General features: G+C 68.3%; 20 protein-coding genes. 10 read left to right on the plus strand and 10 right to left on the minus strand.

Annotated elements, in window-relative coordinates; genetic code table 11:
• Positions 1 to 48: 48 nt before the first annotated feature.
• Complete coding sequence (locus ACWPXK_RS07445; protein WP_454195225.1) at positions 49 to 1,200, plus strand: class I SAM-dependent methyltransferase; 1,152 nt, start codon at positions 49 to 51, stop codon at positions 1,198 to 1,200.
• Positions 1,201 to 1,329: 129 nt separating this feature from the next.
• On the plus strand, positions 1,330 to 2,190 hold the full coding sequence (locus ACWPXK_RS07450) for a Bax inhibitor-1/YccA family protein (protein WP_454195226.1): 861 nt from the start codon (positions 1,330 to 1,332) through the stop codon (positions 2,188 to 2,190).
• A 54-nt stretch (positions 2,191 to 2,244) separates the two neighbouring features.
• Here the strand turns inward: ACWPXK_RS07450 and ACWPXK_RS07455 are convergent, their stop codons facing one another.
• The 3 genes from ACWPXK_RS07455 to ACWPXK_RS07465 form a co-directional block, all read right to left on the minus strand.
• Positions 2,245 to 3,465, minus strand: coding sequence for an acetyl-CoA C-acetyltransferase (locus ACWPXK_RS07455; protein WP_454195227.1), 1,221 nt, complete (start codon positions 3,463 to 3,465; stop codon positions 2,245 to 2,247).
• Positions 3,466 to 3,507: 42 nt separating this feature from the next.
• The gene (locus tag ACWPXK_RS07460; protein ID WP_454195479.1) at positions 3,508 to 4,359 is read right to left on the minus strand and encodes an SGNH/GDSL hydrolase family protein; all 852 of its coding nucleotides are present in this window, start codon (positions 4,357 to 4,359) and stop codon (positions 3,508 to 3,510) included.
• Between the two features lie 203 nt (positions 4,360 to 4,562).
• The gene (locus tag ACWPXK_RS07465) at positions 4,563 to 5,066 is read right to left on the minus strand and encodes a hypothetical protein (protein ID WP_454195228.1); all 504 of its coding nucleotides are present in this window, start codon (positions 5,064 to 5,066) and stop codon (positions 4,563 to 4,565) included.
• Positions 5,067 to 5,168: 102 nt separating this feature from the next.
• On the opposite strand from ACWPXK_RS07465, the gene ACWPXK_RS07470 reads away from it, so the two are divergent.
• Positions 5,169 to 6,557 carry a cystathionine beta-synthase gene (locus ACWPXK_RS07470; protein ID WP_454195229.1) on the plus strand — a complete coding sequence of 463 codons (1,389 nt, stop codon included), beginning with the start codon at positions 5,169 to 5,171 and terminating at the stop codon, positions 6,555 to 6,557.
• Positions 6,558 to 6,839: 282 nt separating this feature from the next.
• Here the strand turns inward: ACWPXK_RS07470 and ACWPXK_RS07475 are convergent, their stop codons facing one another.
• A complete protein-coding gene (locus ACWPXK_RS07475; protein ID WP_454195230.1) occupies positions 6,840 to 7,322 on the minus strand; it encodes a DUF4254 domain-containing protein in 483 nt (160 codons plus the stop codon).
• A 568-nt stretch (positions 7,323 to 7,890) separates the two neighbouring features.
• On the opposite strand from ACWPXK_RS07475, the gene ACWPXK_RS07480 reads away from it, so the two are divergent.
• Positions 7,891 to 9,012, plus strand: coding sequence for a membrane protein (locus tag ACWPXK_RS07480; RefSeq protein ID WP_454195231.1), 1,122 nt, complete (start codon positions 7,891 to 7,893; stop codon positions 9,010 to 9,012).
• A 70-nt stretch (positions 9,013 to 9,082) separates the two neighbouring features.
• Here ACWPXK_RS07480 and ACWPXK_RS07485 read toward each other — a convergent pair whose 3' ends face one another.
• Both ACWPXK_RS07485 and ACWPXK_RS07490 read right to left on the minus strand, forming a co-directional pair.
• Entirely contained in the window at positions 9,083 to 9,505 is a 423-nt protein-coding gene (locus ACWPXK_RS07485; RefSeq protein WP_454195232.1) for a DUF6401 family natural product biosynthesis protein, read from the minus strand.
• A 108-nt stretch (positions 9,506 to 9,613) separates the two neighbouring features.
• Positions 9,614 to 10,789, minus strand: a complete 1,176-nt coding sequence (locus ACWPXK_RS07490) for an acyl-CoA dehydrogenase family protein (protein WP_454195233.1) — start codon at positions 10,787 to 10,789, stop codon at positions 9,614 to 9,616.
• 214 nt (positions 10,790 to 11,003) lie between these two features.
• Here ACWPXK_RS07490 and ACWPXK_RS07495 point away from each other — a divergent pair, with 214 nt between their 5' ends.
• Entirely contained in the window at positions 11,004 to 12,146 is a 1,143-nt protein-coding gene (locus ACWPXK_RS07495; RefSeq protein ID WP_454195234.1) for a cystathionine gamma-synthase, read from the plus strand.
• A gap of 97 nt (positions 12,147 to 12,243) precedes the next feature.
• On the opposite strand, the gene greA is transcribed toward ACWPXK_RS07495, so the two are convergent.
• Positions 12,244 to 12,738, minus strand: a complete 495-nt coding sequence (greA, locus tag ACWPXK_RS07500; RefSeq protein WP_364328324.1) for a transcription elongation factor GreA — start codon at positions 12,736 to 12,738, stop codon at positions 12,244 to 12,246.
• Between the two features lie 297 nt (positions 12,739 to 13,035).
• Positions 13,036 to 13,494 (minus strand): DUF4307 domain-containing protein, encoded by a 459-nt coding sequence (locus ACWPXK_RS07505; protein WP_454195235.1) that lies wholly within the window; start codon positions 13,492 to 13,494, stop codon positions 13,036 to 13,038.
• A gap of 192 nt (positions 13,495 to 13,686) precedes the next feature.
• Between ACWPXK_RS07505 and mca the strand changes: the two genes are divergently transcribed.
• The 5 genes from mca (at position 13,687) to ACWPXK_RS07530 (ending at position 17,978) form a co-directional block, all read left to right on the plus strand.
• Positions 13,687 to 14,553, plus strand: coding sequence for a mycothiol conjugate amidase Mca (gene mca / locus ACWPXK_RS07510; protein WP_454195480.1), 867 nt, complete (start codon positions 13,687 to 13,689; stop codon positions 14,551 to 14,553).
• The gene (locus ACWPXK_RS07515) at positions 14,550 to 14,861 is read left to right on the plus strand and encodes a hypothetical protein (RefSeq protein ID WP_454195236.1); all 312 of its coding nucleotides are present in this window, start codon (positions 14,550 to 14,552) and stop codon (positions 14,859 to 14,861) included. The genes mca and ACWPXK_RS07515 overlap by 4 nt, the downstream gene beginning before the upstream one ends.
• 152 nt (positions 14,862 to 15,013) lie before the next feature.
• Complete coding sequence (locus ACWPXK_RS07520; RefSeq protein WP_454195237.1) at positions 15,014 to 16,324, plus strand: FAD-binding oxidoreductase; 1,311 nt, start codon at positions 15,014 to 15,016, stop codon at positions 16,322 to 16,324.
• A 427-nt stretch (positions 16,325 to 16,751) separates the two neighbouring features.
• Entirely contained in the window at positions 16,752 to 17,330 is a 579-nt protein-coding gene (locus tag ACWPXK_RS07525) for a TIGR03086 family metal-binding protein (protein ID WP_454195238.1), read from the plus strand.
• A gap of 195 nt (positions 17,331 to 17,525) precedes the next feature.
• The gene (locus tag ACWPXK_RS07530; RefSeq protein ID WP_454195239.1) at positions 17,526 to 17,978 is read left to right on the plus strand and encodes a hypothetical protein; all 453 of its coding nucleotides are present in this window, start codon (positions 17,526 to 17,528) and stop codon (positions 17,976 to 17,978) included.
• Between the two features lie 61 nt (positions 17,979 to 18,039).
• Here the strand turns inward: ACWPXK_RS07530 and ACWPXK_RS07535 are convergent, their stop codons facing one another.
• On the minus strand, positions 18,040 to 18,765 hold the full coding sequence (locus ACWPXK_RS07535) for a hypothetical protein (RefSeq protein WP_454195240.1): 726 nt from the start codon (positions 18,763 to 18,765) through the stop codon (positions 18,040 to 18,042).
• A 41-nt stretch (positions 18,766 to 18,806) separates the two neighbouring features.
• A complete protein-coding gene (locus tag ACWPXK_RS07540) occupies positions 18,807 to 19,535 on the minus strand; it encodes a hypothetical protein (protein WP_454195241.1) in 729 nt (242 codons plus the stop codon).
• Positions 19,536 to 19,909: the final 374 nt, after the last annotated feature.

Here is a 19,909-nt window from a genome sequence, read left to right on the forward strand (position 1 = left end):
GGACGGGGTGGTCGCGACCATTCGGCAACGATCTAGCACACTTGAGGCGTGGGAAATGTCGAGGACGTACTGAGCCGATTGCGGCGGTATCCGGACGTGGAGGCGCTGAACCTCTATGCCGTGGATGCCGCCGATCGGCTGATCCTCGACGTCGCCGCGGACGCTTTGGCGACCGTCGATAGCGGAAAGGTAGCCGTTATCGGCGACAGTTACGGCGCACTGACCCTCGGCGCCATCGCCGGTCACGATCTGCGCGACGTCCGAGTGCACCAGGATCTGCTCACCGGCGAACTCGCGCTGGCGAACAACGCTCGCGCGCTCGGTCTGTCGGATCGCTACACCGCGCACCCACTCGGCGCCGGATTGCTGCGTGATGCCAGAGTGGTGTTGCTCCGCCTGCCCCGAGTGCTGGCCGGGCTGGCCGAAACAGCCGACGCCATCGCCCGTTACGCCGATCCGGACGTGGAGGTGTTCGCGGGCGGCCGGGACAAGTATCTGACCAAGTCGATGAACGACGTTCTGGCCCAGTCGTTCTGCGAAGTACGCGCCAGCCGTGGCAGGCAGAAGTCGCGCACCCTCCTGGTGGCGGGGGCGAAGCCGGTGGGCGACCCGCCCTTCCCGGTGCACGAACGGCTCGACGAATTGGGTCTCGAGGTGGTCGCGCACGGCGCCGCCTTCTCCGGCGCCCGCCTCGACATCGGCACCAGGTTCCTGCTCGAACATCTGAAATTGATGAAGCCGGACGCCCGCGACGCGATCGACCTCGGCTGCGGCACCGGCATCCTGGCCGTCGCGCTGGCCACCGCGCGGCCGGGAATCAAGGTGGTCGCCACCGATCAATCGGCCGCCGCGGTCGCCTCGGCGCGAGCCACCGCCGATGCGAACGGCGTCGCCGACCGCGTGTGCGTCGCGCGCGACGACGCGATGTCCTCGGCCGCGGACAACAGCGCCGATCTGGTGTTGTGCAATCCGCCGTTCCACGTCGGCGCGGCGGTACACACCGGATCGGCGATCAAGATGTTCGCCGAGACCGGACGGGTGCTGCGCCCGGGCGGTGAGCTGTGGACCGTGTACAACTCGCATCTCAACTATCGCGCCGTGGTGGAACGGATGGTCGGCCGGACCGAGGTGGTCGGGCGCAACCGGAAATTCACGGTGACTCGGTCCGTGCGTGGTCTGCACGACCCGAGGCAGCGGTAGAGTCCGAATTGTCTGGCTCAGTGAGCTTCCCCGGGGAACTCGCGGCCGGGGACAAACGTTGGACAAAGCAGTTGGATATCGAGGCGACCACCTCGATGAACAGCGGCAACGACTCCAGAAAGGGACGCCGTGCGTACCACGAGCAATCCGGTTTTCAGGAACCTGCCCAGGCAGGAGGGCGGTGGATACGCCAACTTCGGTTCCGGTGTGACCACCGCGGGACAGTTCGGCAACCAGTACGGCCAGCCGTACGGCCAGCACCCCCAGCAGCCCTACCCGCCACAGGCCCCGTCCACCACCAGGGCGATGACGATCGACGACGTGGTGACCAAGACGGGCATCACCCTGGCGGTGCTCGCCCTGTCCGCGATCGTCTCCTACGGCCTCACCAACGCGAACACGTCGCTCGCGCCGCTGTTCGTGATCGTCGGCGGCCTGGTCGGCCTGGTGCTGGTGCTGATCGCGACGTTCGCGAACAAGATGGACAACCCGGTGCTGGTGCTGTCCTACGCGGTCGCCGAGGGTTTTTTCCTCGGTGCGCTGTCGTTCATGTTCACCAATATCGAGTTCGGCGGGGCCGGCGGTAGCGCGCTGATCGGTCAGGCGGTGCTCGGCACGTTCGGTGTGTTCGCGGGCATGCTCGTGGTCTACAAGACCGGCGCCATCCGGGTGACGCCGCGGTTCACCAGGATGATCGTCGGCGCCATGATCGGCGTCCTGGTGCTCATGCTGGGCAATCTGATCGCCAGCTTCTTCATCTCCGGCGGTCTGGGTCTGCGCGACGGTGGCCCGCTGGCGATCGTCTTCAGCCTGGTGGTCATCGCCATCGCCGCGTTCAGCTTCCTGCTCGACTTCGACGCCGCGGACCAGTTGATCCGCGCGCAGGCGCCGGAACGGGCGGCCTGGGGCGTCGCCCTCGGCCTCACCGTCACCCTGGTCTGGCTCTACGTCGAGATCCTGCGACTGCTGAGCTACTTCCAGAACGACTAGCCGCACAGCGAAAGGGCGGTCGCCGGATCATCCGGCGACCGCCCTTTTCGTGTCTCAGCTCAGGCGTTCGATGACCATCGCCATGCCCTGGCCGCCGCCGACGCACATGGTCTCCAGACCGAACTGCTTGTCGTAGGTCTGCAGGTTGTTGATCAGCGTGGTGGTGATCCGGGCGCCGGTCATGCCGAACGGGTGGCCCAGCGCGATCGCGCCGCCGGAGACGTTCAGCTTGTCCTCGTCGATCTTCAGCTCCCGGGCCGAGCCGAGCACCTGCACCGCGAACGCCTCGTTGATCTCGACCAGGTCGATGTCGTCGATGGTCTTGCCCGCCAGCGCCAGCGCACGCTTGCACGCCTCGATCGGGCCGAGGCCCATGATCTCCGGCGACAGTCCGGACACGCCCGTGGACACGATGCGCGCCAGCGGGGTCAGCCCCAGCTCCTTGGCCTTGGTGTCGCTCATGATGACCAGCGCCGCCGCGCCGTCGTTCAACGGGCAGCAGTTGCCCGCGGTGATGGTGCCGTCCGGGCGGAACACCGGCTTGAGCCCGGAGACCGCCTCGTAGGTGACGCCGGCGCGCGGGCCGTCGTCCTTGCTGACCACCGTGCCGTCCGGCAGCGTCACCGGGATGATCTCCCGCTCGAAGAACCCGTTCTTGATGGCCTCTTCGGCCCGGTTCTGCGAGCGCACACCCCAGCGGTCCTGCTCCTCGCGGGTGATGCCGGTGAACGTGGCGACGTTCTCGGCGGTCTGGCCCATCGCGATGTAGGCGTCGGGGAGCAGGCCGTCCTCACGCGGGTCGTGCCAGATGCCGGCGCCGCCCTCGGCGGTCTTGGCGGTGCGCTCCTGTGCCTCGGTGAACAGGGGGTTCTGGGTGTTCGGCCAGCTGTCGGCGGAACCGGTCACGTAGCGGGAGACGGTTTCGACGCCCGCGGAGATGAACACGTCACCCTCGCCCGCCTTGATCGCGTGGAACGCCATCCGGGTGGACTGCAGCGACGACGCGCAGTAGCGGTGCACGGTGGTGCCGGGCACGAAGTCGTAGCCGAGCTGCACGGCGACGATGCGGGCGATGTTGAAGCCCTGTTCACCTCCGGGGGAACCGCAGCCGAGGATCAGGTCGTCGATCTGGGCCGGGTCCAGGGCGGGCACCTTGTCGAGCGCTGCCCGCACGATCTGCGTGGTCAGATCGTCGGGCCGCAGGTCGACCAGCGAACCCTTGCGGGCCCGGCCGATCGGGGAGCGTGCGGTCGAAACGATGACGGCCTCAGGCATGAGGACTCCTTTGTCTGACTGTTGTGGCGAACCTTTTTGTACTTACTCGCTGGTTCGTATCGAATTTACGTCCCGTCGCCGAGAACCGGAAGCGGGTGTCCCGTCCAGTGCGTCGATCAGCACCGGAAGCAGCTGCGCGGCGGCGAGTTCGTAGCCCACGGCGGAGGGGTGGAATCCATCGGCGGCGAACAGGAGTTCCGGCGCGGCGCGGAACTCCGGGGCGAGCAGGTATCCCATCGGCACCGGATGCCCGCCCGCGACGGTCGTCGCCACGTGCTGCGCTCTGGCCAAGCGGACGCTCCAGTTGTGCACCACGCTCCGCAGCGGTTGCGGGATGGCGGTCACCGTGCCCAGGTTCGGGCAGGTACCGACCACCACCACGGCGTCGGCGCGGCGCAGCCGGGCCACCGCCGCGGCGAGCCTGCGCGCGGAGGCGCGGATCGAGTGTTTCTTGGTGACATCGTTGGCGCCGATCAGGATGACCGCGGCGTCCGGTGGCGGACCCGCGACGAACATCGCGTCCACCTGACCGGCCAGGCCCTTGGAGGTGGCGCCGGAGATCGCCTTGGTGCTCAAGCGGACTCGCTGCCCGGTCGCGTCGGCGAGGCCGCGGGCCAGGCGCACGCCCGGTACCTCGTCGGGTACCAGGCAGCCGACGCCCGCCGCGGTGGAGTCGCCGAAGATCATCAGGTGCAGGTCGGCGTGTTTGCCGGTACGCCACGGCTCGGGTTCCGCGCAGCCCGCGGTGTAGATGCCGTCCGCTTCCGGCGGTTTCGAGGTGTCCCGGCCGATCACGCCGCGCGCGGCACCCGCTTGGGCCATGAGCAGGCGATAGGTCACCCACCACGCGGTGCCCGCGCCCGAACCGGCAAGCAGGGCCGCGGCACCGGTCATCGCCGCCGTCCGCCAGCGGAATTGAGGTGCGCTCACGCCAGGAATTTTACGAAATCACGCCGATCCGCTCAGTCCCGCGCCGCAACGAATCGGGCCCCCGACGTGATCGGCTGGACGCGTCCGCGGCACCTCTGCGCCGAGGCGGGTGCGATAGCCCCGCGCCCGTCGGCCGTCCCTGGTCGGTGCAGTCGCCATCCGGCCGGTCAGGACGTACCGGTCCGAGGCGCCGTCACCGGAGCGGCTGGGTCGCCCGGCACCACGAAGGAGCCGCGCGCGGGGACGCTCGCGGCGTCGGTGGAGATGGTGACCTCGACCAAGCCCGGCCCGGTGTCCTGGAACAGCGCGTACTGGATGCTGCCGTAGATGCCGGTGACCACCGTGTTGTCGTAGCGGCCGGTGGCGCCCGTGGTGACGTTGCGCCAGGCGACGGTCGTGCGGACCTCGCACAGCGGCGCGAACGGGTGGCGACCCGGCCCGATGCCCGACACGGGGAGTGCGCGGACGTTGAGAACGGCGCGGCCCGGCCATTCCGCGCTGGTATCGGCCCAGGTGCGGATGGTGGTCCAGCACAGACCACCATGCGCCAGCGTGGGCACGTCGGGGAATTCGACGGTCGCCGCGTCCGCGTGCGCGCCGGATCCGATCGCTAGAGCCATCGCCGATCCGGCCAAAATCGCTGCGGCGCGGGCGATGTTCGGCTGCTTCATGGCAGCGATCCTAAAGGCGCGAGCGCCGGTTTGCCGGTAGCCGGGACCGTTGCGTCCGGCGTGCGCGAACTCACAGGTAGTGCGTCTGCAACGATGGGGGCCATGCGCATCGCGGATCATGTCGTGGATCTCATCGGCAACACGCCGCTGGTCCGGTTGAACTCGGTCGTCGGACCGAACGCGGGGCTGGTGGCGGCCAAGATCGAATACCTCAACCCGGGCGGCAGCGCCAAGGACCGGATCGCGGTGAAGATGATCGACGCCGCCGAGAAGTCCGGGCAGCTGCGCCCCGGCGGCACCATCGTCGAGCCCACCTCCGGCAACACCGGGGTCGGCCTGGCGCTGGTCGCGCAGCAGCGCGGCTACAAGTGCGTCTTCGTCTGCCCGGACAAGGTCAGCGAGGACAAGCGCAACGTGCTGCGCGCCTACGGCGCCGAGGTCGTGGTCTGCCCGACCGCCGTGCCGCCGGACCACCCGAACAGCTACTACAGCGTCTCCGACCGGCTGGTCCGCGAGATCGACGGCGCGTGGAAGCCCGACCAGTACTCCAACCCGGGCGGGCCGGACAGCCACTACGAGACCACCGGCCCGGAGATCTGGCGCGACACCGACGGCAAGGTCACCCACTTCGTGGCGGGCGTCGGCACGGGCGGCACCATCACCGGCACCGGCCGCTACCTCAAGGAGGTCTCCGGCGGGAAGGTGCAGATCATCGGCGCCGATCCGGAGGGTTCGGTGTACTCCGGCGGCACCGGGCGGCCGTACCTGGTCGAGGGCGTCGGTGAGGACTTCTGGCCGTCCGCCTACGACCCCGCGGTGCCGGACGAGATCATCGCGGTGTCCGACGCGGACTCCTTCGAGATGACCCGCAGGCTGGCCCGCGAGGAGGGTCTGCTGGTCGGCGGTTCCTGCGGCATGGCGGTGGTCGCGGCCATCGAGGTCGCGCGGCGTGATCCGGACGCGCTGGTCGTGGTGCTGCTGCCCGACAGCGGGCGCGGCTACCTGTCGAAGATCTTCAACGACGAGTGGATGAGCTCCTACGGCTTCCTCCGCGAACGGATGGACGGCATTGCCGAACCGCTCGTGGGTGACGTACTGCGCGGCAAGTCCGGCGAGCTGCCCGACCTGGTGCACACCCATCCGTCGGAGACGCTGCGCGACGCCATCGAGATCCTGCGCGAGTACGGCGTGTCCCAGATGCCCGTGGTCGGCGCCGAGCCGCCGGTGATGGCGGGTGAGGTGGCGGGCAGCGTGTCCGAGCGCGACCTGCTGTCGGCGGTCTTCGAAGGCCGGGCGCACCTGACCGATTCGGTGGCCCAGCACATGAGCCCCTCGTTCCCGCTGATCGGCTCGGGCGAGCCCATCTCCGCCGCGACCAAGGCGCTCTCGGACACCGACGCCCTCATGGTCGTCGAGGACGGCAAGCCCGTCGGCGTCATCACTCGTCACGACCTGCTCGGCTTCCTCAGCACCGGCCACATCGGAAAGTAACCGAGCACGCCGGGCCGCCGCATCGATCGAGCGCGCCCTGCGGCATCGAGGTTATGGCGCAGGGCTCTCATGATTCGACGGCCGACGCGGTGGCAAGGCCTCGGGAACGCCCCATGTGAGACTTGTGGCGGATGCATGAATGGCCCGGCAGCGAAGTGGATGCGGCGTGACTCGCGCGGTGCCGGGCTTTGCCCGGGTGCACCGGCCGCGCTTCGCCGAGATTGCGGCCGGGCTTCCCGGGTGTCCTTTACAGGGCACTGACTTTCGGCTGTCGAGTCGAGCCTATGCCGGTCGCCTGCTGCGCACTGTTTCGCGTACCCCGCCGGTGATCAGGTCGGTCCACTCGTCGGCTAGCAGAGCCAGCCGGTACCAGGCGGCGTGCACCCGGGCGTCGGAGACCTTTTCGGCGGTGTGCAGCAGGTGGCTGGCGTGGACGTGGGCCGCGGCCATGCGATCGACGGTGGCGCCGAGAGATTCCGCGCGCAGATGGTCGGTCGAGCGCTTGCGGGGGAACTGGTCGACCACCCACGCATCGATGGCGGCCACCAGTTCGGCACGGCGGCAGTCGATTCCGGCGGCGGCCAGGGGATCGGTGTGCCGCTGCCGGTGCAGCGTCGCCAGTGTCGCGGCCCAGGTGAGCAGGGGATGGTCGTCGTCCGAGTCGCTCGAATGCCCGCCGAAGGCGGCGACGAGTTCGCGCTGATCCGGCAATGGCCTTTCGCCGCCGCGCGGATGCCGCGGCAGGTGCTGGTTACGCACGAACATGGCTGGCTCCCAGTGCATTCGGAACCGACCACCGTGCGCTACGGTCGATTGTCAAACTGTGCATCGTGCACCTCCGATGGAGTGGCGGTGGAGGCATCGCCCAAATGCCGGGGTCCCCCTCTAGCTTGAGCACCGCCCTTGGCGTGCCGGTGACACCCACATGGCACCAAAATGACCAAACGTAACAATCCCCTACCCGTGGCGACCCACCACGCCGTGAGCGTTTCCCCTTGGAGAACTCGGCTTCGCACGGCAATCCTTCGCACCGGCCGCGAGGTGTGCTCGGGCCTCGATTCAGCTTGCGAAGTGGGTCGGCAGGCAGTCTGCCGGGCAGGGCTCGATGCTGTCAATTCGGCGCTGGGCGAGCGCAATCGAGCTCGGCACGCGGAAGGCGGGAATTCAGTGGTGCGCGCGATCGGCTGTGACCGAGAAGTCCGACAAAGATCAAAATAAAAAAATGGCAATCTGTCCGCAAATATCAGATTCAGAGATTCTTCCAGGGGTATAGCCGGGCTGGACGCAGCCGTGGCAAATAGCCGCGGCGCCATCGCACAGCGAAGGGATGGAGATGCACACCTCTAGTCTGGCCATCGATTTTCAGCAGGGGTTCTCCGACGCTTGGGCTTCCATCGCCACGTTCGTGCCCAAGCTGGTCGGCTTCCTCGTCATCCTGCTCATCGGCTGGCTCGTCGCGAAGGCGGTAGAGAAGATCGTCGACAAAGTGCTGGAGCGGGTCGGGTTCGACCGGGCCGTCGAGCGCGGCGGGGTGCGGCAAATGCTGGCGCGGAGTAAATACGACGCCTCCGGCATTCTGGCGCGGCTCGCGTACTACGCGATTCTGCTGATCGCCCTGCAAATCGGCTTCGGCGTCTTCGGCCCGAACCCGGTCAGCGACGTGATCGCAGGCATCGTCGCATGGCTGCCGAGGGCGGCGGTCGCGATCGTCATCGTGGTGGTCGCGGGTGCGATCGCGACCGCGGTGCGCGATGTGGTCGGCAACACGCTCGGCGGCCTGTCCTACGGCCCGATGCTCGCCCGGATCGCGGCGGTGTTCATCTGGGCCATCGGCATCGTGGCCGCGCTCAACCAGATCGGCGTCGCCACAGCGGTCACCGTGCCGATTCTGATCGCGGTGCTGGCCACTGTCGGCGGCATCCTGGTCGTGGGCGTCGGCGGCGGCATGATCCGCCCGATGCAGCAGCGCTGGGAGAACTGGATCAGCGACCTGGAGCACGAGATCCCCACGGCCAGGGGGCATGCCGAGGCCTACCGCCGGGGCCGTGAGGACGCTGCCCGCGAACAGATGCTCATGGATCAGCAGGCGGCGCGGGGTCAGCAGCCCGCCGCCGAAGGGCAGTGGGAACAGCAACCGGTTGGCGCGCCGGCGCAGCAGGAGGGCGCGCAGGGGCAGCAATGGCAAGAACCCGGCACCCGCGGCCCGGGGCAGCAGCCAGGTCAGGGCACAACCCCTGGTGCGGCCTACCCGCAGCCTGGTCAGGGTGCGGCGCCGGGCGGAGGTTATCCGCAGTCCGGTCGGGGTGCGGCGCCCGGTGGAGGCTACCCGCAGCCCGGTCGGGGTGCGGCGCCCGGCGGAGGCTACCCACAGCCCGGCCAGGGGACGACCCCGGGCGGGGGCCGACCGCAGCCCGGCGAGTACCGGGACTACCGCGATGAAGGCGACGAGCGGTAGGTCCAGATCCGCCGCGTGGACAGCGTGTCCGTCGTAGGCACGGCGGACGCGCTCGGCTGCGGCAACTCGCTCAGTGCAGTTGCGGGAGCGCGGACTCGGTGGGGTTGCGCATGCCGTGCAGGCACACCCCGGCCAGGCGCAGATGGATCCATTCCGCCTCGGCCCACTCGCGGACATCCTGCGGCAGCCCGGCGCGCGTCACCGGCGCGTCCGGCTGGCCGTAACCGCCGCGTTCGGCGGCACGGTCCGCACGCACCTGGTCGAGCAATCCGCGCGCGTAACCCGCGAGCAGCACGGCGGGAGGAACGTCCGACGAATCCGCCACGCCGTGCCGCAGGATGTCGCGAACTGCGGCAGCATGCTGGTCCAGGACGGCCGAAAGCGCGGGCAGCCGCGCGGCAGCGGCGGTCGCGGGCGCTCCGTGCGTCTGGTGCAGGCGATTCAAAGTCCTGCGCGCCGACGCTTCGAGAAAGCTGGGGCCGAGCAAAAACATCACAATATGCTAGCAATCATCCAGTATTTATCAAATTGTGACTTCGGCCGCGGTCCAATGATCGGTCGAGGTTCGACTCAGCAAACTTATTGCCAGGGAAAGATTTTGTCAGCGAAAAGCATTCGCGTCCGTCAAGGCACGGCCGAGTACCAGCTGATGCACCTCCGCGGTGCCCTCGTAGGTGAGCACCGACTCCAGATTGTTCGCGTGGCGCAGCACCGGGTAGTCGAGCGTGATGCCGTTGGCGCCGAGGATGGTGCGGCACTCGCGGGCGATCGCGATGGCCTCGCGCGTGCTGTTCAGCTTGCCCGCGCTCACCTGCTCGGGCGTGACCACGCCGCGGTCTTTCAGCCGCCCGATATGCAGCGCGAGCAGCTGGCCCTTGCCGAACTCCAGCGCCATGTCGGCCAGCTTGGCCTGGGTGAGCTGGTAGGCGGCCAGCGGCTTGTCGAACACCTCGCGGGTCCTGGCGTACTCGATGGTCGTCGCAAGGCAGTCGCGAGCGGCGCCCAGCGCGCCGAAGATGATGCCGAAGCGCGCCTCGCTCAGACAGGCGAGCGGCGCGGCCAGTCCGCGCGACCCCGGCAGCACCGCCTCGGCCGGCAGGCGAACGTCGTCGAAGTCCAGTTCCGCGGTGATCGAGGCGCGCAGCGACAGCTTGCGGTGCATCTCCCGCGCCGTGAACCCGGGCGTGCCCGCCGGAACCAGGAACCCGCGGATCACCTGCTTGCCCTCGTGCTCGGTCTGGGCCCAGACCACCGCGACATCGGCCACCGATCCGTTGGTGATCCACATCTTGGAGCCGTTCAGCACCCAGTCGGCGCCGTCGCGCTTGGCCCTGGTCCGCATGCCACCCGGGTTGGAGCCGAAATCGGGTTCGGTCAGTCCGAAGCAGCCGAGCGCGCGGCCCGCGGCGAGTTCCGGCAGCCACTGCTGCTTCTGCTCCTCGGAGCCGAACTTGTGGATCGCGGTCATCGCCAGCGAACCCTGCACCGAGACCATGCTGCGCACCCCGGAATCGACCGCCTCCAGTTCCTGGCAGGCCAGGCCGTAGGTGGTCGCCGACATGCCCGCGCAGCCGTAGCCGTCCAGATGCATGCCGAGCAGTCCCAGCTTGCCCAATTCCGGTGCGAGCTCGCGTGCCGGGAAGGTGCCCGCCTCGAACCAGTCCGCGATGTGCGGGCGCAGTCGCTGGGCCGCGAACGCCGCGACGGCGTCCCGGATCTCGCCCTCCTCCTCGGACAGCAGTGCATCGGTGGCGAACAGTTCTTCGACGGTGACCATGGACTCAGCGTAAACGGACGCCGTACCGGTGAGACCGATCTCACGCGGCGCGTGCGGCGCAAGATTTCCAGAGCATGATCGGCGCGTAATTCGATCGGGGCCAGCGGAGAGACCCCGCGATGCGGGAGGTCCCGGCGCGTTCGCGTGCCCGGCATTTCCCCCATGCGAACCCACCGGGACAGTTGCCCGGGAATCGCCCGATTAGGCTGAGCCCATGAGCGAGCTGGGATTCTCCACACGTGCCGTGCACGCCGGGTACGAGCCCGATCCGCAGACCGGCGCGGTGAATGTGCCCATCTACGCGAGTTCGACGTTCGCCCAGGACGGCGTGGGCGGGTTGCGCGGCGGTTTCGAGTACGCCCGCACCGGTAACCCGACGCGCTCGGTGCTGGAGGCGAACCTCGCCGCGCTGGAATCGGGCCGCTACGGCCGGGCGTTCGCCTCGGGCATGGCCGCGACCGACTGTGCGCTGCGTGCCACGCTGCGTCCCGGCGATCACATCGTGATCCCCGACGACGCCTACGGCGGCACCTTCCGGCTGATCGACAAGGTATTCAGCCAGTGGGGCATCGAGCACTCGCCCGCGCACGTGTTCAACGTCGAGGAGATGCGCGCCGCGATCCGGCCGAACACCAAACTGGTGTGGATCGAGACCCCGACCAACCCGCTGCTGAGCATCGGCGATATCCCCGCGCTGGCCGACGTGGCGCACGCCGCGGGCGCCAAACTGGTGGTGGACAACACCTTCGCGACCCCCTACCTGCAACAGCCGTTGCTGCTCGGCGCCGACATCGTGGTGCACTCCACCACCAAGTACCTCGGTGGACATTCCGACGTGATCGGTGGCGCGCTGATCACCAACGATCCGGAACTCGACGCGGCGTTCGCGTTCCTGCAGAACGGCGCGGGCGCGGTCCCCGGCCCGTTCGACGCCTTCCTCACCCTGCGCGGTACCAAGACCCTCGCGCTGCGGATGGACCGGCACTGCGACAACGCCGAAACCCTCGCGGAGTTCCTGTCCCGGCACCCAGCGATCTCCCAGGTGATCTACCCCGGCCTGCCGGAGCACCCGGGCCATGCCGTCGCCGACAAGCAGATGCGGCGATTCGGCGGAATGATCTCGGTGCGCCTGCACGGCGACGTCGAGGCCGCCCGCAAGTTCTGCTCGCGGACCGAGGTGTTCACCCTGGCCGAGTCCTTGGGTGGGGTCGAGTCGCTGATCGAGCATCCGGCCGCGATGACGCACGCGTCCACCGAGGGCTCCGAGCTGGAGGTGCCCGCGGATCTGGTGCGGCTGTCGGTCGGCATCGAGGATGTCAGCGACCTGCTCGCGGACGTCGAACAGGCGTTGAGCTAAATTCACGGACATGACGAAGCGGCCGCACCCGGTGATCGGGCGCGGCCGCTCGTGTCCGCGGGGGTATCGGCCGGGCGGCGCGCCGCGGCCGCGAGCATCAGCTGTGGTAGGGCTCGGCGCTGATCAGCGTGACCTTCATGGTGTTGCCGTTGGGCAACGTGTATTCCCTGGTCTCGCCCACCTTGGCGTTGATGAGTGCGCCACCGAGCGGGGAGTTCGGCGAGTAGGTCTCCAGCTTGGAATCGCGCAGACCCTCTTCGCGGGTGGCGATCAGGAAGGTTTCGGTGTCCGTCTCGTCGCCGTCGTAGTAGACCTTGACGACCGACCCGGGAAGCGCGACGCCGGATTTGGTGGGTGCAACGCCGACCTTGGCGTTGTTCAGCAGCTCCTGCAGTTGGCGAATGCGCGCCTCCTGCTGACCCTGCTCCTCGCGCGCGGCGTGGTACCCGCCGTTCTCCTTGAGGTCGCCTTCTTCGCGGCGTTCGTTGATCTCGGCGGCGATGACCGGACGATTGGCGATGAGCGCGTCGAGTTCGCTCTTGAGCCTGTCGTGCGACTCCGGGGTCAGCCAGGTCACTTGCGTCTCAGTCATCTCGATCACTCCCTAGTAGTTGTTCCCGGCGGGCCGGGATTCCCTGAGCACTGGCGTATACCCACTCGACAGCAGGCACGCGCCAGTCGACGGCTAGAGCGATCCTGGGAAGTTCATCGAACCCCGACAGGCCCTGGTCGCGGGCAAGCTCGCAAGCCCGAACCGTCAGCGCTGGCCGCCAATGCAGCAAACACGGCTCCGAACCCCGGAACCGTGTATCCAGCCATTTTAGCATGATTCACAAATGTGCAGGTCGGAGTTGATTTCCTGGGCACGTCGGGGGCAAACGCGCGGAAATCAGCCAGCTCGCAGATAACTGGGCACCTGATCACTACATGCGTAGATGCTGCCCGATACCGGCCGCGCGGACGCGCGCACGGTGGTGGTCAGCTCCACGGTTCCGCTGCTCGAGGGCTCGACGAGCACCTCGCGGCGGCCCAGTTCGGACCCGTCGCGCGCCATCGCGCGCACGAAGCACACCACCGGCCGCGATGGGTCGGCACGGGTGACCTTGAGCCGGATGGTCATGGTCGAGTCGTCCACCACGGTGTAGCCGAGCTGCTCGGCCTCGATGTCGTCCGGGCCGTACTTCTGATAGCCGAGGTAGGCGACGCCGAGCCCGGCGAGCACCACGAGCGCGCCGAGCACCGGCACTATCCAGCGCCGCCGCGCCGATGGCCGCGTCCCGTACCGGTCGGCGGGCGGGCCGCTCGGCGTGGCCTTCCCGCCGCCGTTCTCCGGCGCAGGCTCACTCATGCCGCCCCCTCGCTGCGCTCGGCGCCGCCACGAGCGAGCGCTCGGCTGTGCCTGCTTGTTCGCTCGCTCATGGGTAGGCGCTCCCGGGGGGTACGTCGGAACAAAGATGGGTCGAATGGAACTATAGGTAACGAAGCCCCGACACCCGCGAGCGAGAGCGACGGTGAACGAGACGTGAGTGGCCTTCGCCTCATGGCGGTGCATGCCCACCCGGACGACGAATCCAGCAAAGGCGCCGCGACGACCGCCCGTTACGCCGACGAAGGACATGAGGTCCTCGTCGTCACGCTGACCGGCGGAGAACGCGGAAGCATCCTGAACCCGGCCATGGACACCCCCGGCGTCCTGGAACGGATCCACGAGATCCGCCGCGAGGAGATGGACGCCGCGGCCCGCGCGCTCGGCGTGCGCCAGCACTGGCTCGGTTTCGTCGACTCGGGCCTGCCGGAGGGCGATCCGCTGCCGCCGCTGCCCGAGGGCTGCTTCGCGCTGGTTCCGCTGGAGGAGGCGACCGAGGCGCTGGTCCGCGTGGTGCGCGAGTTCAAGCCGCACGTGATGACCACCTACGACGAGACCGGCGGCTACCCGCATCCCGACCACATCCGCTGCCACGAGGTGTCGATGGCCGCGTTCGAGGCCGCGGGCGACCCCGAGCGCTTCCCCGACGCCGGCGAGCCGTGGACGCCGCTGAAGCTGTACTACGACCACGGGTTCAACATGCGGCGGATGGAACTGTTCGCCGCGGAGTACGAGCGGCTCGGCGAACCGTTCCCGCTGCAGGAATGGCTGGACCGGATGCGCAAGTACGCCGCCGAGCGCGGTGACGTGGTCTCCCGGATCACCACGCAGATCGAGTGCGCCAAGTACTTCCCGCAGCGTGACGACGCCTTGCGTGCACACGCGACGCAGATCGACCCGAACGGCGCGTTCTTCGCCATTCCGCTGGAAATGCAGCAGCGGCTGTGGCCTACCGAGGAGTTCGAGCTGGCCAAGACCCGGGTGAGCACCGCGCTGCCGGAGACCGACCTGTTCGCGGGCATCGAGGACGAGCGGTCGTGACGCTGGTCCTGCTCGCCCAGACGCCGGGCACCCCGACCGGGCCGGAGTTCGGCAAGGCATCGCCGCTCGGGCTCGTCATCGTGCTGATCCTGCTCGTGGGCACCTTCCTGCTGATCCGGTCGATGAACCGGCACATCAAGGGCCTGCCCGCGACGTTCGAGCCGGATCACCCCGAACCGGATCAGGAGGCCGACGAGGGGACCGAGCACGGCATCACGCGCCGCGCCGAGGAGTCCGAAGACGCGGATCCCGAGGAGCGCGCCGAGTCCAAGGGCGCGGATCCCGATGGCCGCGCCGAGTCGAGCTGAAACCCCCGCTGAGCTGCGCTCTGTTACCTTTCCGCGCTCTCGATCGTCAATGAGGCAGTCGCGGCACGAACCACGGCCCGCAGGACGGCCGAATACCTGGATTCGTTGCTCGCGTCTCCCTTCGATACGAACGCGAGAGTCAGGACAGAGCGATGACATTCGAGGAACTGCGTGGTGCGCTGCCGGGCCGCGTGCTGCTGCCGGGTGATGAGGGTTTCGAGAACGCGGCCCGGCCGTGGACGCTGACCGTCGTTCAGCCGGTGGCCGCGGTGGTACACGCCGCCGACGCGTACGACGTCGCGGCCGTCGTCCAGTACGCGCGCGGCGCCGGTGTTCCGGTAGTCACCCAACCGACCGGGCACGGTGCCGCGGGTGACATCGCGAACGCGATTCTGCTGCGCACGGGAGAGTTGGACAGCATCGAGATCGATCCCGCACGGCGGGTGGCGCGGGTCGGCGCGGGCGCGAGCTGGGGCCGGGTGCAGGCCGCCGCCGGTGCGCACGGGCTGACCGGCCTCGCGGGCAGCAACCCCGCGGTCGGCGTGACGGGTTACACCGTGGGCGGCGGGATGAGCTGGTTCAGCCGCAAGCACGGCTGGGCTTCCGACGCGGTGCGCGCCTTCGAGGTCGTCGATGCCGAGGGCATGCGCCGCCGGGTCACGGCTGCGGACGACCCGGACCTCTTCTGGGCGCTGCGCGGAGGCGGCGGAGACTTCGCGGTGGTCACCGCACTGGAATTCGACCTGTTCCCCGCGCCGGAACTGTTCGGTGGCCGCGTCTTGTGGCCCGCGACGCGCATTCGCGAGGTCTTCGAGGCGTTCCAGGAGATCACCGCGACGGCCCCGGACGAGCTGGCCGTCTGGTTCCAGCGTCTGCAGATTCCGGACGCGCCGCCCATGGTCGGGCTGGACGCGGTGTACCTCGGCGATCCGGACCAGGGCCGCGCTCTGCTCGCCCGGCTCGATGCCATCGGGGATGTGATCATCGACAGGCGTGGGGTTTTCGGGCCCGCCGATATCGGCGCCATCACCGCGGAACCCACCGATCCGAGCCCCTCGCTGTCGCGTGCCGAGCAGCTGACCGATCTCGGCGACGCCGTGGTCAAGACCCTGATCGACGAACCGGTCGCCCCGCTGGCCAATCTGCAGATCCGCCACCTGGGCGGGGCGCTGGCCGAACTCCGTTCCGACGGTGGCGCGCGCGGCCCGGTCGCCGAGCCGTATCTGCTCTACTGCTTTGGTCTCGGGCTCCCGCACCTTGCCGAGGCCGTCAGGGCCCGGCGCACGGCGATAGTCGACGCGCTGAGCGGCCAGATCAGTGGACGGAAGCCGTTCACCTTCCTCACGCCCGACGAAAACGCCTCCGCCGCTTTCGATTCCGCGACGTTGACCCGGCTGCGCGAGATCAAACGCGCTCGGGACCCGCGCGGCGTCATCCGGGCCAACTACCCGGTGCTCGGGTAGCTGCCGGGGCGGACAGTCGCGGCGGCTGCGGGCAGATGGACTCTGCCCGGCGCTGGGTACGCACCAGCGCAGGAGCCGTCGCGCAGTGGCGGCTGCGGGCGGGTGGTGATCGACCTCCGTGGGGCCGGGGCCGGAAAGTGGGCTCGGCCCCGCGGGTCGTCGTAGCGAAGGGATAGTCGACTTCGCACCGGGAGGTGCAATGGAGTTGTGGTGCCCCTTGTCACCGCCGGATGCCGGAGCTCGGTGGCGCGCCTGAATTGTTTGCCGCGGATTGTTTTTCTCGGCTCCCACACGACTCATTACTTTCGCGGTTGCCCGTAAGCGCACTGCCGGCAACCATTTTGCGCAATATGGTGTTCGCAATACCGCGCGTCGGTCGGTGTCCTGTGTTACCAATTCAGCCAAACCGCTCGACCGAAGGAACATCATGGACAACGTGATCGGACAGATCGACCGTGCACTCGATGCGACCGGAGCGATCGTCGCCGCCGTGGAACGGGCGGGCCTGGCCGCGCCGACGCCGTGCCGGGACTGGGACGTGCGGGCCGTCCTCAACCACACCGTGGGTGGCATGCACATCTTCGCGGCGGCACTGAGCGGCACGGATGCCGGCGCCGAACACGATTCCGACTGGCTCGGCGGTGACCCGCAGGGCGCCTACGCCGCGGCGGCGGAGGTCGATCGCGCCGCCTGGCACCGGCCGGACGCGCTGGACGGCACGGTGGGCATTTCGCTGGGGGAACTGCCGGGCCCTGCGGCGGCGCTGGTGCATCTGACCGAAGTTCTCGTCCACGGTGTCGACATCGCGGTGGCCATCGACCGGCCGGATCTCGCCGACGACGAGCTCTGCGGCGAATTGCTCGCCACCATGCAGGCGATGGGCGGGATCGATTCCTTCCGAGCGCGGGGCGTTTTCGGACCGGAAATCGTTGTGGCCGAGGAAGAACCGGCACACCGTCGGCTCTTGGCCTATGTCGGACGCGAGGTGTTGACCCGGACGCCGTAGTCGGCGACGAACCACCTACGCGGCTGTCACTGGATTTCACCGAAGGTTGCGTGACGAGGCACTAGGGTTGACGGAGCCGACCATTCGCCCACCGCAGTGCAGCGGTCTCCTCAGTGCGGGGCGCGCTGGCAGTCACGAGCGCCGGGCCGGAGGGGGCGGGACCTGCCCGAACCTGCTGAAAGGCGCCACCGACCGATGCCGAGAACGATCCTGTACCCCTCCGACGAGCAGATCCGAATCACCACAGCGAGATTGCTCGACCTGTATGTCGACTCCGCCCCCGTGTTCTTCGGCCTCACCTTGGCGGGACCGGATCGAGTCGGCGTCATGCCGCAGCCGATACCGCCGACGGACGAACCGCCGATTCACGACCTTTCGACGCTGATCTTCTCGCGTGCCCCCCGAGCAACGTTGTGGGGCTTCGGATATCGCGACGAAGTACGCACCGAACGCGACGGCGAATCGGTCGAAGCAATGGCCGTGTGGACCGCCGACGCGCGGGGCAACATGTGGAAGGCCGTGCAGTTCCAGGACCAGCCGGACACGGACCCGGTGGTGACCTTCCGCCCGGCCGACGAAGGCCGCCCGAACGAGGAGGCGATCATGCTGGAGTTATGGGTCGCGGCAATCGCTCTCGCCGCAATCTAACGGACGCCGAAGCCGCGACCTACCTCAACCTAGCTGTCCCGCGGAAGGCGGGACAGTTCGGTCAGCGGCCGGAACCGCTGAATGATCCGCTCCTCAGTCCGCCGGCGGATCCGCTTGGCAGCCGGAGTTCGGCATCCGGCACACCGGCGCCGTTGGGGTCCAGCAGATCGTCTTGGTTCGCGTAGGGGCTCGTGCCGGGTGCCGCCTGTCGCGTCGTGAGGTACTTCCACAATCCGTCCGCAAGTCCGATGCCGCCGCCGAGCAACGTCCCGACCAGGCCGCCACCCGCGGCGAGCGCCATGATCACCGCGGGTGCCGTTGCGAGACAACCAGGGCCGACGACCAGGCATGAGCCGAGGCCGATTACGGCTCCGATTACGGCTCCGGTAGCCAATCCGACGACGGTACCCACCACTGTGCCGCGGGTGAGATTGTTGGACAGGTCGTTGAGCGCCAATTGCTCCTCGAGTGGTGAGGCGACCGGCTGCGCTCGGTCCCGATGCGACGCGACGTCCGGTATGAGCGTGAGAACTCTTCCCGCACCGGTGATCTGCTGTGCGATCTCATGACGTTCGCCGTCGATGGTGAATGCCAACGGGAGAGTGTCCAGCAGCTCGCCATCGAGGTCGAGGATGGACACGGATTGCCGGTCCGGGGCGAGAGCGAAGGTTGCGCCATCCAAGGTGGTGACCACGGACTGCCCGATGATATCGACACGGTAGGTGTCAGACGGCAACGTTTCGGCGCCCGCCGACGCCACCGCCGCGAACACTACGGTCGTGGCCAAGATTGCCGATCCCCATTTGATCATGATCGTCCCTCCACCCGTCACTGGCCGTGCGACGCATGAGCGGGAGCCGGAACCCCACCCGGCCGGCCCTGAACGTGCGGGGCGTACTTGGTCTCGCCCGGCGGTGTCTGCAGCGTGGTGACGTATTCGTACAACGCATAGGCGGCGGTCGGTCCTCCACCCAGAACCAGCCCGGCGATGCCGCCTACGGCTCCCACCAGGCCGATGATCGGAAGCACCGTGACCACGCAGCCGAGACTGATGACCACGCATGCCGCGCCTGCCAGTACGAATCCGACGCCGATTCCGACGACCGCACCGATCGCGGTGCCGACCAAGCTGCCGAGCGACGTGCCGATGTTGACCGCATTGATCAGATCGTTCATTGCCAGCTGGTTCTCCAAAGGCGAAGCGACCAGGTTCAATTCGTCGCGCCGTATGCCTTCGGTCTCAGGGGTCATCGTCAGCGTACGGCTGTCGCCAGAGATCTCATATCGAATCGGCAGCCGCTGTCCGTCGATGCTGAAGGTCAGCGGAACGGCCTCGAGGTCGTGTCCGGCAGCGTTGCGCACGACCACCGACTGCCGGTCTTCGGCAAGGGCGAACACCCCGTGGTCGAGTGTGGTGATCACCGACCTGTCGACGACGCTCGCGTAGTACGCCACCCGAGGCGGGTCGGTCTCGGGGCCTGCCGCCGCGGTCGCGGTCGCGGTCACGACGGTAGTGGCGGTGAGTATTGCTGCCCACGCAGCTCTGCGAAGGGGCATTGATCTTTCCTTAGCTTGGGTTCCTCGTCCGGCGAGTCCGGGTGAAGAACAGGGGAGCCGCATCCACGCGAAGTTCGGATCGATGAGTTCGATACGAGATCGCTGCACGAGGCGCCGCACGGTCTGGCGGGCCCCCGGCTGACATCGGCTGGTTGTTGTTGTTGCGGTGCGCTCTCGCAAGCGGGTGCGCACGCTGAGTATATCTTCATAGCTGACGATAAAGTCAGCAATTTCGAAAACCCACCCCACCGCCGCGGAAAACGCGGCAGCGCCACCTCTCCTGCAACCAGCCCTCGCCAAGATCGGTGGCCTCGGTGAACCTTGCTCGTTCCCGTGGCTCTGCCAGAGGCAGCGCCGGATACAAGATCGGCTGT

The organism is Nocardia sp. Marseille-Q1738 (assembly GCF_965283145.1).

What these genes read in the sequence shown, in the direction of transcription:
- ACWPXK_RS07455 (WP_454195227.1), bottom strand. Translation starts at nt 3,465, where the DNA reads ATGCCTGAGGCCGTCATCGTTTCGACCGCACGCTCCCCGATCGGCCGG.
- ACWPXK_RS07460 (WP_454195479.1), bottom strand. Translation starts at nt 4,359, where the DNA reads ATGACCGGTGCCGCGGCCCTGCTTGCCGGTTCGGGCGCGGGCACCGCG.
- ACWPXK_RS07465 (WP_454195228.1), bottom strand. Translation starts at nt 5,066, where the DNA reads ATGAAGCAGCCGAACATCGCCCGCGCCGCAGCGATTTTGGCCGGATCG.
- ACWPXK_RS07470 (WP_454195229.1), top strand. Translation starts at nt 5,169, where the DNA reads ATGCGCATCGCGGATCATGTCGTGGATCTCATCGGCAACACGCCGCTG.
- ACWPXK_RS07475 (WP_454195230.1), bottom strand. Translation starts at nt 7,322, where the DNA reads ATGTTCGTGCGTAACCAGCACCTGCCGCGGCATCCGCGCGGCGGCGAA.
- ACWPXK_RS07480 (WP_454195231.1), top strand. Translation starts at nt 7,891, where the DNA reads ATGCACACCTCTAGTCTGGCCATCGATTTTCAGCAGGGGTTCTCCGAC.
- ACWPXK_RS07485 (WP_454195232.1), bottom strand. Translation starts at nt 9,505, where the DNA reads ATGTTTTTGCTCGGCCCCAGCTTTCTCGAAGCGTCGGCGCGCAGGACT.
- ACWPXK_RS07490 (WP_454195233.1), bottom strand. Translation starts at nt 10,789, where the DNA reads ATGGTCACCGTCGAAGAACTGTTCGCCACCGATGCACTGCTGTCCGAG.
- ACWPXK_RS07495 (WP_454195234.1), top strand. Translation starts at nt 11,004, where the DNA reads ATGAGCGAGCTGGGATTCTCCACACGTGCCGTGCACGCCGGGTACGAG.
- greA (WP_364328324.1), bottom strand. Translation starts at nt 12,738, where the DNA reads ATGACTGAGACGCAAGTGACCTGGCTGACCCCGGAGTCGCACGACAGG.
- ACWPXK_RS07505 (WP_454195235.1), bottom strand. Translation starts at nt 13,494, where the DNA reads ATGAGTGAGCCTGCGCCGGAGAACGGCGGCGGGAAGGCCACGCCGAGC.
- mca (WP_454195480.1), top strand. Translation starts at nt 13,687, where the DNA reads ATGGCGGTGCATGCCCACCCGGACGACGAATCCAGCAAAGGCGCCGCG.
- ACWPXK_RS07520 (WP_454195237.1), top strand. Translation starts at nt 15,014, where the DNA reads ATGACATTCGAGGAACTGCGTGGTGCGCTGCCGGGCCGCGTGCTGCTG.
- ACWPXK_RS07525 (WP_454195238.1), top strand. Translation starts at nt 16,752, where the DNA reads ATGGACAACGTGATCGGACAGATCGACCGTGCACTCGATGCGACCGGA.
- ACWPXK_RS07530 (WP_454195239.1), top strand. Translation starts at nt 17,526, where the DNA reads ATGCCGAGAACGATCCTGTACCCCTCCGACGAGCAGATCCGAATCACC.
- ACWPXK_RS07540 (WP_454195241.1), bottom strand. Translation starts at nt 19,535, where the DNA reads ATGCCCCTTCGCAGAGCTGCGTGGGCAGCAATACTCACCGCCACTACC.